This is a genomic window from Thainema salinarum CENA647 (genome assembly GCF_057732415.1).
In genome coordinates, this window is sequence record NZ_JBYJZJ010000035.1 from 108,200 (window position 1) to 121,259 (window position 13,060).

The 13,060-nt window shown below is 46.5% G+C and carries 6 protein-coding genes and 1 CRISPR repeat array (1 of these 7 only partly in view); all 6 genes read left to right on the forward strand.

The window, feature by feature from the left end:
* Positions 1-3,329: a CRISPR direct-repeat array (repeat unit 36 nt; unit sequence ATTTCCATTAATTCGACTTCCGAAGAAGTCATTGGG) (it extends 3,826 nt beyond the left edge of the window).
* A gap of 411 nt (positions 3,330-3,740) precedes the next feature.
* Entirely contained in the window at positions 3,741-7,046 is a 3,306-nt protein-coding gene (locus AC286M_RS36840) for a type III-B CRISPR-associated protein Cas10/Cmr2 (protein WP_488209134.1), read from the forward strand.
* Positions 7,046-8,194, forward strand: a complete 1,149-nt coding sequence (locus AC286M_RS36845) for a type III-B CRISPR module-associated Cmr3 family protein (protein WP_488209135.1) — start codon at positions 7,046-7,048, stop codon at positions 8,192-8,194. Before AC286M_RS36840 ends, AC286M_RS36845 begins: the two co-directional genes overlap by 1 nt.
* 10 nt (positions 8,195-8,204) lie before the next feature.
* Positions 8,205-9,224 (forward strand): RAMP superfamily CRISPR-associated protein, encoded by a 1,020-nt coding sequence (locus AC286M_RS36850; protein ID WP_488209136.1) that lies wholly within the window; start codon positions 8,205-8,207, stop codon positions 9,222-9,224.
* A gap of 311 nt (positions 9,225-9,535) precedes the next feature.
* Positions 9,536-9,865, forward strand: coding sequence for a hypothetical protein (locus tag AC286M_RS36855; protein ID WP_488209137.1), 330 nt, complete (start codon positions 9,536-9,538; stop codon positions 9,863-9,865).
* Positions 9,798-11,648, forward strand: a complete 1,851-nt coding sequence (locus AC286M_RS36860; protein WP_488209138.1) for an RAMP superfamily CRISPR-associated protein — start codon at positions 9,798-9,800, stop codon at positions 11,646-11,648. The genes AC286M_RS36855 and AC286M_RS36860 overlap by 68 nt, the downstream gene beginning before the upstream one ends.
* Positions 11,649-11,686: 38 nt before the next feature.
* A complete protein-coding gene (locus AC286M_RS36865; protein WP_488209139.1) occupies positions 11,687-12,997 on the forward strand; it encodes an SAVED domain-containing protein in 1,311 nt (436 codons plus the stop codon).
* Positions 12,998-13,060 lie beyond the last annotated feature (63 nt).

Genomic DNA, 13,060 nt, shown 5'->3' on the forward strand with positions numbered 1-13,060 from the left:
GAAGTCATTGGGTTGTTGGCAAGAGAAAGAACGGCAACGGAGAGCAAACGTATTTCCATTAATTCGACTTCCGAAGAAGTCATTGGGGGTTGAATACACAATGACTTTTCGCGTCAACAAAGGAGAATTTCCATTAATTCGACTTCCGAAGAAGTCATTGGGACACGCTAACCCTAAAGCCTAATAAGACGGGAACCCCTAGATTTCCATTAATTCGACTTCCGAAGAAGTCATTGGGAAAACCAAACTATCAAAACCAATATTCAAGGGCTTGCACAAATTTCCATTAATTCGACTTCCGAAGAAGTCATTGGGGAGGCCAGCAACGCCAATCAGCACGATTTGGTAGAAATTTCCATTAATTCGACTTCCGAAGAAGTCATTGGGTTGATAGATCAGCTATACATCAAAACCTATAAACTGCCATTAGAATTTCCATTAATTCGACTTCCGAAGAAGTCATTGGGGTGCCATTACAGCAATCCAATCGTTGCGGATTTCGGCGATTTCCATTAATTCGACTTCCGAAGAAGTCATTGGGGTCAAATGTTCCCGGTAGTCCGGCAGGTGAAGCAAGCTTGGGATTTCCATTAATTCGACTTCCGAAGAAGTCATTGGGCTGTCGCGGCGAGTGCTGCCGTCACAGTCGGTTCTAGAGTCGTGAATTTCCATTAATTCGACTTCCGAAGAAGTCATTGGGTGCCGAAGCGATACGAAGAAAGAGTAAAGCAAACCACAAATTTCCATTAATTCGACTTCCGAAGAAGTCATTGGGTTGGTCGATAGAGACTCGCACTCCCAGATCAACTTTTCTCTTTATTTCCATTAATTCGACTTCCGAAGAAGTCATTGGGAATCCGACGCTCAAAGAGCCGTACAACAACAATAAATTTCCATTAATTCGACTTCCGAAGAAGTCATTGGGCTGCACAGAGTTTGCAGATTTATTAAGCGTTCCCGTCGGATTTCCATTAATTCGACTTCCGAAGAAGTCATTGGGTCCCGTCAAGCGCTTTCGCGGCATATCCTCACTCGGTCGGATTTCCATTAATTCGACTTCCGAAGAAGTCATTGGGGGGCACGGCCTCTATATTTCTCTTTGTCTCGCTCTAGCATTTCCATTAATTCGACTTCCGAAGAAGTCATTGGGGCCGGGTGCGGTGTCATGATTTCAATCCGACGTGTCATCATTTCCATTAATTCGACTTCCGAAGAAGTCATTGGGTTGTGTTCAATTCGCTTCCAAAAGTTAGAAGCAATTCCTAGCATTTCCATTAATTCGACTTCCGAAGAAGTCATTGGGCTTGCATAAGACAGGATATATGCAAAACTCTGCTGAGCTTATTTCCATTAATTCGACTTCCGAAGAAGTCATTGGGTCGGCATAGACTATATCTACAAGGGTAAGGAGTGGAAGGAAGCATTTCCATTAATTCGACTTCCGAAGAAGTCATTGGGATATGAAAAATTAGTTGTAGCCAGTTTGTACGGGCAATTTCCATTAATTCGACTTCCGAAGAAGTCATTGGGTCAGTAAAGAATTTCGGCACAACCTATTAAGCAATGTGAGGATTTCCATTAATTCGACTTCCGAAGAAGTCATTGGGACATTCAAAACAGCATCAAACCTGAACGGGCTTACATTTTATTTCCATTAATTCGACTTCCGAAGAAGTCATTGGGATCTTTGGGTAACGCTGGATATGCTAATCGGGACGATTTCCATTAATTCGACTTCCGAAGAAGTCATTGGGGGTGGAAGAACTCACAGGTATTGCAGATTGCCTGAAATTTCCATTAATTCGACTTCCGAAGAAGTCATTGGGCACCTCTTTGTACGTGAGATGACCGATTACCCCGATTTCCATTAATTCGACTTCCGAAGAAGTCATTGGGAACCGATGAGCAGGCGTACGACCTGTTTCGACGTGATATCCCAAATTTCCATTAATTCGACTTCCGAAGAAGTCATTGGGGGGCACACCCACCGGATTTACGGCGTTGACGGTTCGTTATTTCCATTAATTCGACTTCCGAAGAAGTCATTGGGTGTTTGGAACTTTTACCAGTACGGGTTCAGTTTGCGTTTTTGTGCCCATTTCCATTAATTCGACTTCCGAAGAAGTCATTGGGTCTCCGCAAAGGATTACGAGGACTACGCAGAAAAGCTAATTTCCATTAATTCGACTTCCGAAGAAGTCATTGGGGCCCATACTGCTAGGCTGTGGTCATGGGCCGGCATCTCAGATTTCCATTAATTCGACTTCCGAAGAAGTCATTGGGAACGGGCGCAAAGTGCAAACCATCGTGTCCGCTCCACACTAATTTCCATTAATTCGACTTCCGAAGAAGTCATTGGGTAAAAAATTTCGCAGCATGGGCCGAGCAGTCTTTGCAATTTCCATTAATTCGACTTCCGAAGAAGTCATTGGGCTGTGCTGCAATCTTCCCAGGACTGGTAAGGTCTCCATTTCCATTAATTCGACTTCCGAAGAAGTCATTGGGCTGGCCAGGCTGCATTAGTATTCAAACTCAATGGTCGGGTTGCATTTCCATTAATTCGACTTCCGAAGAAGTCATTGGGCTGTATCGGGGTCAGTGCTACAAGCTGCATGGGGTTGAGATTTCCATTAATTCGACTTCCGAAGAAGTCATTGGGTACCGCCAGGGAGATTATAGAGGTCGTAGTGACCTTAGGGCAATTTCCATTAATTCGACTTCCGAAGAAGTCATTGGGCTTAGAGGCTAAGCTGCCTGTCTTCAGCTTCTAGTATACATTTCCATTAATTCGACTTCCGAAGAAGTCATTGGGGCCTAAGCCAGAGCATACCGCCAAAGTATACAGAGTATATCGGATTTCCATTAATTCGACTTCCGAAGAAGTCATTGGGTTAACACAGTCAGTAGGACAACCTACAAGGCTTACCGGGAATTTCCATTAATTCGACTTCCGAAGAAGTCATTGGGTTCCCTTGTGGGGGTTGCCGTCCTCGAAGCGGATCTATTTCCATTAATTCGACTTCCGAAGAAGTCATTGGGATATCTTTGCAAAAGCAAAGGAAGTCGCCCCTCACATTTCCATTAATTCGACTTCCGAAGAAGTCATTGGGATCGAGTTTGGATCAGGGCATTGCTGAACAACCAGATTTCCATTAATTCGACTTCCGAAGAAGTCATTGGGATTGGGAAGATGAAGGCGGTTTGATGATTCCGGGTATTTCCATTAATTCGACTTCCGAAGAAGTCATTGGGCTGCATGGTCAAATTGAACGGGTTCGCGGGCATGTGATCGAATTTCCATTAATTCGACTTCCGAAGAAGTCATTGGGAGCGGAACCTAGATTCCCCATCCCATCTGCATTCTATAGCAACTTCTCAAGGTGGACTCAAACATTGTCAATAAAGTAGCCTTATTTACAATACCAGCACCCGCAAAACAGTTGAAACTCCTATTCCACAAGCGATTCAAGGTGGATGACAGCACCATCATTGATCCAGCAATCCCCCAAAGATACTTGCGTCCAGCATTTGACGTCCCACAAACCGCGATTCCTGCACAGCCACTCCATAACACACAAAGGTGCTTGCATGGACAACGTAACAAACTTTTTGACCTAGCCAAAGAAAATCTGAAGCTTTCTCGCTATCACCAAATAGAGCGAATAATTTGGAAAAACATGTCCGGAAACAGCCAATCCCAGGCTGAAGACCCCAAAAGACGAAATCGTTGAGGTTCGAGTTTGACATCCTCTGAACGCAGCTTCTATCGCCGTAAACTTTATGCACTCCTGCAACTGCCATCTTCGCAGTCATCCGAATTTTCCACTCAAATCAATGACCTCCGCGAAAGTCTAGCCTGCTTTAACGATCATCTTGATGGTCTCAACACCTGGTGGAATCGCGAAACAACCGGAGGTCAACTTGCACAGGCCATTGGCGCATCTAGCGATCGAGTCAACTTGCACGCCGCTAACACTGATCCAACTAGTATTCCAATCCGTCATCCCATCAGCGGTGAACCTGGCAACGTCAATCCCCTACCGCCACCGTTAAAAGACGAAGATATTCCCGATGAAGTTCTGGCAGCGGACGATCCCAAAAAAGTCTTCTGGTGGTTTTGGCGATTTTATCCAGAACTGTGGCTCAATCCCCAGTCCAATCAATCGGCAACTCTACAAGACGGCCTGCTTTATCCCGCTCATACCGTCCTGCCCGACTGTCCTATCCATAGCCATCAAGCCACTGTCTCAGCACTAGTGGGGGCGATGTACCCAGCGAGTTGGCACGAAACGGATTCTCAGAAACCCGAAACTCCCTATCTATTGCTATTCAGCTTTTCACCAGTCCAAGAATTCATCAAGGCATCGCGCAAGTTCCTTGACTTCTGGGCTGGGTCATACCTGCTTCACTACCTGAGCACCCGACTCTGTTGGTATGTCGCTCAGAAGTATGGGCCAGATTCAGTAATCGTACCCTCCTTGTGGAGCCAGGAAATCATTGATGCACTTATGTTGCAAGAGCCAGATTTCGCTGGCTTCGAAAGCTCTTTTAGAGCTATCGCGTCAGAAGCCTCAGAGTACAAAACGCCAATCGAACGATTCAAAAATAAAGAATCTAATATTCTTAGCACGGCTGGCTTCCCAAACATGATTACAGTGCTAGTGCCGGGAAAAGCTGCGGCTGAAGAGTTGGGCCGACAGCTAACTGAGCAACTAGTTAAGGAATGGCAGCAAATAGGTATTCAGGTTCGTGATCACATTCGCGATCGAGTCATTGGTTGGCTGAGCCAGCAAGACTTTGATGCCCAGAAGAAATTGATTCTGCAAGAAGCATTCCCCAACTTGTTGCAAGAAGCCTTTCCAGAACTTACTCAAAATGAGTTGAAAGAGTTGTTTGACCGCCTAGCTCCAGATGATGTTCAAGATAACGATACGCTCAAGGCTTACTGGCACGAAATCGCCACCCTGCAAGACCGATGCGCTTGGCACTGGCCTAATCTTTGGGAGCAGCAGTTGAGTCACAGTTGGGAACCCTACTGGGCTGGCGTACCTCTTGGCAATCCTCAAGTAGAAAAGCTTGAAATTAAATTGTCTGACTCTAAAATTGAGGACTGGCTACAGAAACAAAAGGACATTGCCTTCAGCCCTGAAAAGCTGACGATTCCTACCGCCGAAGAGCAAGAACTCTATAAAGCAATTGAAGAGAGCCGCATCAACGTGGGGAGCTGGTGGGGGCCATTACAACAGCGGCTGATTGTCTGCCTCAATGCTGTCAAAAACACTCGTAACTGGAAAATTCCCGCTGCTCCTGGTGGGCGATCGACGATTTCAGGTCAATTCAGTGCTGTACATCCCTGGCTAAAATATCACGGTAGTTTTCGTGAAGGTGGCGGATTGCCAGAGAGCACAATGCGGCTGTTTTGGCTGATTATGTCGAAGGCGATCGAGGGGCTATTTAATGGCTCTGAAAGGCTAAATGCGCTTGAACTCACTAAGCGCATGGCTTGGCAATACGGCGGTGTAGCAGCAAGGCTAGGTGTTCTCGAACCCTTGGACGATGCTGTTCCTGATTATGAAAATTTGGTTCGATTTCCGAACCTGAGTTCTATTGCAGCTGCTCGATACGTCAAGTTAGCGCCTGATCAAGCTTGTCAATATTGGCATCGTCTCAAGCGATTGATTGAAGAGGCTAAATTTGACGAGGAGGAAAAGAAGGCATTCTATAGCCGCACTAAACGTCCTTTCCAGATCCATCAAACAGACATTGCAGTATCCGCAACCTCGCAAGGTGATCCAGAGTTTCAGAATGGACTTAACGGCTTGATGTACTCTAGCCGTTGGCTTGCAGATGATATGGGCTTGCAAACTCAGGACGACATTCGTAGCTTGCGCTCTTTAGTAGATAAGGCTCACCAGAAAGGGGATGGTTTTTCTGGATTTAGTCAAGGCAGCCCTGATGATTGGTGGGTAATTTTGCTGTCAGATGGAGACGGCATGGGCAGCTACGTCTCAGGCAAAAAGCTCTTGAAGTACGATCAGTATTTGATAAATGAGGCGATTGCACCTGACATCAACCGCCAACTCCTAGACACCTTTCAAGAAAATACCTGCAAACGCATGGGGCCGGCCACTCACGTTGGACTCAATCGAGCTTTGTTGGACTTCTCTAACCGCTTGGTTCCCTACCTAACCGAAGAACGTTTTTGTGGTCGCGTTATCTACAGCGGTGGCGACGACGTGATGGCGGTACTGCCCTTAGAAGATTTGCCAGAATACCTGATCTCGCTGCGGGCGGCTTGGTGTGGAAGTAGTGATCCTCATGGAGAGTTTCTCAATCAGGCCAATGCACAGCCAGATGCTAGAGCAAGCGGTTACTGGTTTCCTAACCATGACCATCCCCCGAAGGGAATTCAACCTCGGCCTCATTTCACTATGGGAGAGACCACTACCATGAGCAGTGGCGTTGTTTTTGCCCATAAGAGCGTGCCCCTGCCCACAGTGCTAGAGAGTTTATGGACGGCTGAGGGCGATCGCGCTAAGGCAATGCCAGGTAAAAATGGCATCTGCTTTCGCGTCATCTATAGCAGTGGTAATCAGCTAGAAGCGTTGATGAATGGGCAATTGCTAGAGCAATGGTGGGAATGGGTTGGGCAGTATCCTGACTACCAAAAGAAACTGAGCCCGCTGCTATATCGATTGGCAGAAGAGCTACCCCGACGAATTGATGAGATGCCAGAATACCCTCATCTTTTTTCCAAAGCGGCCAAAGTGCTGATGGAACGGCGGGAGGATAGCCAACAAATGAAAGAGGTTTTCGACAAGATTGAGAGCTGGCTAGACTGCTGGGAAAAGTGGGCGCGTGAGGTTCGAGAGGAAGTGAAACAGAATGCATTAAATCGGGATAAATCTCCCTCAGAAGCAATAGGTTTAGCCGAAACGACGCCAGGAACTAGTCCGAAAGATTTAAGTAAATTGCTGCGATTCACTGCGTTTTGGATTGATAAACGAGTAGAGCGTTGGCAGTGGATTTATGGGGAGGAAGCTTGATGCCCTGGTATACGTTAAAGCCACTGGATGTCTTGCTCTTTCGCGAAGCTAAGCCGTTTAACCCAGGTGATGGCTCTTGGGCAAAGGGATTGTTTCCGCCCATGCCGATCACGGTATTTCAGGCGATGCGATCGCTACTGCCAGACTATGGTGAGGGTGAAAAAGACCTCAGCCATCGGGATCTGGAGTTTCTAGGGCCGTTTTTGTTAGATAAGCACGACACCCTCTGGTTACCAACCCCAAAAGATTTGGTTTGCATTTATCCTGAAGGCCATAACCGTAAGCTTTCAGGCTATGACTGGACTGAGGTTAAACGCCTAGTTCCGATTGATCAAACCCAATCGGCTTGGGCTAGATTAGCTTTTCCTAATGGATTAGCGCCTATGGTGCTAGATGAAGCCATTTCGGGAGAAGTGGGCGAACCAGCACCCTGGATGCGGGCAGAGGAGTTACTTGATATCTACCTGCAAGGGCAAGTGAACTTCTCTAAAAACGTTTTTCACAGCAATCCTTGGTCATCTCAGATTTTGCCCCATATTGATATCGATGACAGCAAACGACAGGTCAAAGACGCTGAGGGCTATTTTACCGAAGTCGCCATTCGAGTTCACGAGGGCTGGCGGTTTGTTGTAGCCATGAGTTCCGATCTACCTGGAGGAGCTGTGCGGTTAGGGGGTGAAGGACATCGGGCAATTGTCCAGCCTTTGCCTCTAAAGGAGCACCCTGCTTTAGTGCAACAGTTAGACATACTCCAGAATCCACTAGCCGCATCAGCAGAGCGCCCCTGTGGCTATCTGCTCACGCCGGGACTGGCCCAAGCTGGAGCAACGCTTTACAGTAGCTACCCCAGCGACTGGGAAAATCTAAAAGGCTGTGCCACCGACAAACAACTGTTATGGGGCGGCGTTTCTACGATTCGGCGGAAGAAGCCACGCTTGGATAGTCATTCAGAAGTAGAACGGGACAAACAAGACAAAACGTTTGCCCTGTTACCACAACGAGCCTTTGTGCCACCGGGGACAGTCTACCGCTTTGACCCCGGATCTTATCCTGAGCGGGTACTACCGACGCCAACATCGGAACTAGAGCGTAAGTGGCTGACCACCTTTGAAAAGCTGAATTACGGACACCTATTGTGGGGAGCTTAAAAGAACAATCATGAGTGACTTTCGAACGGGATATTTATATAGTCTTGCGCCGATTCACTGTGGGGGCGAGGGCGATTTGGGCAATGTGCTGGATATTGCCCGCGAAGTGCATACCGATTTCCCATATATTCCAGGCTCGTCCCTACGGGGTGGTATTCGGGAAGAGGTAAGACTTCATGGCGAGGCTAAAGCTGAGGAATCTAGACGGCAAAACGATGAGGAAAAATCCAAGCTATACAAGGAAGCTGCCGACCATCTCTTTGGTAAAGAGTTGCAGACTAATGGCGACATGGGGGTCCATCAAGTCTGGTTTGGTGACGCTCGCTTGCTCTGGGTGCCCATGCGGACAATGGGCCTGAAGCGAAACACGAATACTAGTATCTTTACTTGGGTAAGTTGCCATAGCCTGATTCGAGATCATGCGATCGCAGCAGGCAAATCTATCACTGCTTTTCCTAGTGACGATCCGATTGGCGATCGTCCTGACACTTACATCGTGGCCGATGCAGAAGTTGAGGTAAAGAAATGGCCTCCAGGAATAGAGGACGCGATCGCTCTCGATGACTGGCCGGACGCTCTCAAAAATACGGCCCATCCCACTTGGAGCAAAAACCGCATCATCCTCTGCGATGCTGACTTCCAAACCTTGATGGAACATGCCCTCTGGACTCAAATCCGCAACAAGATTCAAGACGAGACGGATGACGAAAATAAAAATCCAGGCTCAGCCGAAATTTTTTGGACCGATATTTGCATTCCGCGAGACACCCTTCTCTATTTCACCTGGGGCTATAAGCTACTGCCAAAAGAGCGGAAAGAGCGTATTAGCCGGGATGAACATGTCTTGCTGATGAAGACCATCAACGCTTTATTGCAGGTCGGCGGACAGGCTAATGTCGGGCGCGGTTGGGTACACGGTTGGGTGAATCGGAAGGAGGAGCCTAAAGGACTGGAAGACGAAACAGTCAACGGCACTCAAACCGATGATGAAGCACCAGAAACAGCTCAACTACAATCTGCGGGAGTGTAACAATGGCGAAAAATAGGAGAAATAATAAAGCAAATAAGGGAAAGGCTAAAATTCAATCCACTTCCCAGGCATCTAGACCACCTCGACAGACAGATCGATTAGCAGAATCACCGCAGAAGGCAGTGCAGGTTCAATCTGGCGGTAGCAGCAGAACTCGGATTAGTCCAGAGCGTATGAGTCTGACAGCCCATAGTCATGTTCAATCCTACATCAACCAACATCAGTCGAAAACCAAGCAACTGTCTAAAGATGAAGTGACGGCTGTGCTCCGACTAAGGCAACACCTTCGAGTTTTTGGACTACTGTCTGCTGTGGGATTTGTCAATCAGTCTAATCAACAAGAGGGAAAGGTCTCAGGAATCACAAACCAGGTTTGGCAAGTATTACTCAACAAGCTCGTTGATGAAAATAATGCGTTGTCTCCTGCTCAACTCATGGAGCGTGTCCAAGCAACAGCGCAGAACCAACAGGCAAACTATATGGTGCTGTGGCGGCGATCGCTGACAATCTCACACTATTGGAATTTTTGGGCAAAGGCATACCAAGAGGAAAAGAAGAATGAGCAGAGAGCAGATGTATCAGACTACTCAACTGCTGACGGAACTGCTAGCGAAGCAGCATCAGGAAAGATATCAGGCTAAGTATCCAGGTCTATTCAGACAAGGTGTTTTTACATTGCCGTGGCGAGCCAAGGTAGGTTCTTTTCCTTCGCCTGATGTTGAAACCCTTATATCTGCTGGTGAACCCTGTGGTCGCTGGGACTGGCAATCGCAAAAAGAAAAGCTTCAGGGCAAAAAGAACCACGAGAAGCGGGTACCCGAAGACTTTGCTGATGTAGGACAACGTCCTGATGATGTTCCCCTGAATGGCTATATTCCTGGCTCTGCAATTCGTGGCATTGTTCGTAGTTGGGCGCTAAGGCACTATTTCGACCAAAGCAAGGTCTGGGAATACCTTGGGAAGGATAATAGTGGAAAACTGCAAACAGGTAAAATTCAATTTTTGGACGCTTGGCCAACCGAACGCACTAAACTCCAGAAAGATATTGTCAATCCTCAGGAAAAATTTCAGGTATTTCACGAGGGGTCAGCAGAACCCCATCCGGTGTATGGTTTGGGTAGTGGTCATCAAATTATTAAATTTAGAATAGCTATTAGAGGTATACCTAATAAATTCAATCAGGATGAAAATTCTGCCGATTGTTTAGACCTAATTTGGAGTTGGGTGGAAAGTGCATTAACCACTTACGGAATCGGTAGTAGGACATCAGCAGGTTATGGACTAATTCAGGCAGAAGATGCGCTATCTCATAAAGCTTTTGAGATTATCCAAGCTGCCAATATAACCTCAAAAGAATTTGATTTTGAACTCTACAGCCAAGGTAGTGCTGGCCCAAATACGAAAGTAATGGAATTGCGCCCATCCCACTGGCGAGGATGGTTCAGATCCTGGACGCTACGCTTTCTACTTGGTGTTATGTCCGAAAACGATGCTCAAATAACACTTGAAGAGCTATTTGGCACGATTGAATCTAAAGAGGATGAAATTAGGGGAAGAACTAAACAACACCGCCAAGGTCACGTACGCTTAAAAATGATTCCTGATGAAACGATGTGGGGACGACGCTCACGCTCAAACCTTAATGGCGAAGTTAATGGTGGCCACGAGCCAGATTTTTACTGCTGGAAAGGGAAGCTAGTGGTATATGCACCAGAACCGCTGCTCAGTCGTTTTTTACTACCAATCATCAGATTTGCTGTAATGCTTGGTGGCGTAGGGCGAGGTTGGAGACGTCCACTACACAGTTTCCTGATGGATAATGGCAGGGCTGCTGCCCGGGGAAGTAACTTGAATCTCAGGAGCTTCAAGTCAGGAGAAACTCAAAGTAAGAACTTTGGTATCAGTCCGCGTCCAGATATCTGGATGAAAGCTTACGAAAACTGGAAGAAATTTGTTGAGAGTCCACAAGGCGACCTATGCCATTGGGCTACTCGGTTTACAATAGCCCCCCCTTTCATAGAGGCTGAAGTGTTTTCCCCCAGAAATTGCTCGGTTTACCTTCTACCAGGGCCTGATGAAGAACCTATTGACTATCGAGATAAATGCTGGCATATTGTGGAACCGTTAGATACTCGCGGCGACGGGATAAACAGCATTTATTCTCCACGCTATAAGCGAAAAATAGATGTTGGAGGAACTGCTGCAAATGGTGATTCACACTGTTCTTGGGTCAGCATCAAGCGAGTAAAAATACGCAATCAGCAACAAGCAACAGATTGTCAAGAGATTGTTTGCTTGTTTTTAGGCAACGTCGCTCCAAAATCAAGACCAGATCATCTGAGATCGCAGTTTCTCTGCGATCTCGATAAAAGCCCCGGCGCAGTTCATTTATTTGGCATGAAGCCACCAGGCACAGAAAAGTAGTTGTATTTTGAATTGATGTTCTTATCACTTGAATAAAGATGAAACGAATTCTCGTGTTGTCAGCTAACCCTCGAAATACCGGAAGCCTGAGATTAGATGAAGAAGTCCGAGATATTGAGGAAGCCTTGCAGCGCAGCCGACATCGTGACGAATTCGATATTCGTTCTAAATGCGCTGTTCGTCATAGAGACATGGCAAGAGCAATTTTAGATTATGAGCCAAATATTATTCATTTCTCAGGACACGGGGAAGGTGAAGATGGGATTTTACTAGAAGATGAGACTGGGCAAGCAAAATTTTTAAGTTCGGAAGCCTTATCTAATCTATTTAAGCTCTTCGCGGAAAATGTTGAATGTGTGATTCTCAATGCTTGCTACAGTGAAGCTCAGGCTAAAACTATTTGCCAGCATATTGATTATGTTATTGGCATGAATACTGCAATCGAAGATCGTGCTGCGATTGAATTCGCAGTGGGCTTTTATGATGCGCTAAGCAACGGCAGAGATTATGATTTTGCATATAATTTAGGCTGTCGATATATCTCCTTAGCTGGTGTGCAACAGGCTGATGTGCCTCAGCTCATGAAAAAAAGATCTTTGCTTAATCCAGTGATTAGCCTAGGTGTCAATGGCTCTGCTAAACGAGAGTATGACAATTCACCTGACAGGATTCTGGATTGGACAGATCATTATGATTTTGACGCTCAACCCCGAAAGCTAGCAAGTCCAGACACATGGCAGCGAGATCTATTGCCTGAACTCGAACAAGTTCGCGATAAACTTGCCCAAGGCCGACGAAATTTAACACTCGATTTACGAGGTATGATACCGCTCAGTGGAGCCTTTGCCATTGGCACGGTATTTCAAGAAACTCGTGGTTTTACGCTACAGGTTGAGCAGTCAACAGGATCATCTAGTTGCTGGAAATCTAGCGAGAAACGGTCAGACCTAAAATTCCGTGTTAAAGAGTATGGTCATAATGGAAGAAATCTATGCATCGCCCTAGCCATATCCAGATCGTCTTGGCCGCAAGTCCAAAAGCTTTATGAGAATCCAAGCAGTGATATTAATGCAGTAGTTTATCTTGAGCCAGATACAGAATCGGGTGCCTGCGATCGTGCCTTAACGTCAAATGCTGACGCAATTGCTCTGGTTGAAGATGCCAAAAGACTAACTGATCACTATCGCCAACTGTACCAAGCTGATCGACTCCACTTACTTTTTGTGTGTCCTATGGGGTTTGCTGCTTTACTCGGTCATCGCTTACGCGCCGTTGGAGAAGTTATTGCTTATGAATTCACGAAGTCTGCCGAAGAGCCTTATGTCCCATCGGTAACTCTCAACCTTTGATCCAGTAGTGCTATTACGTAGCCTATGGAGATCGCATAGCAAATCACCAGTTTTAGGGGATCA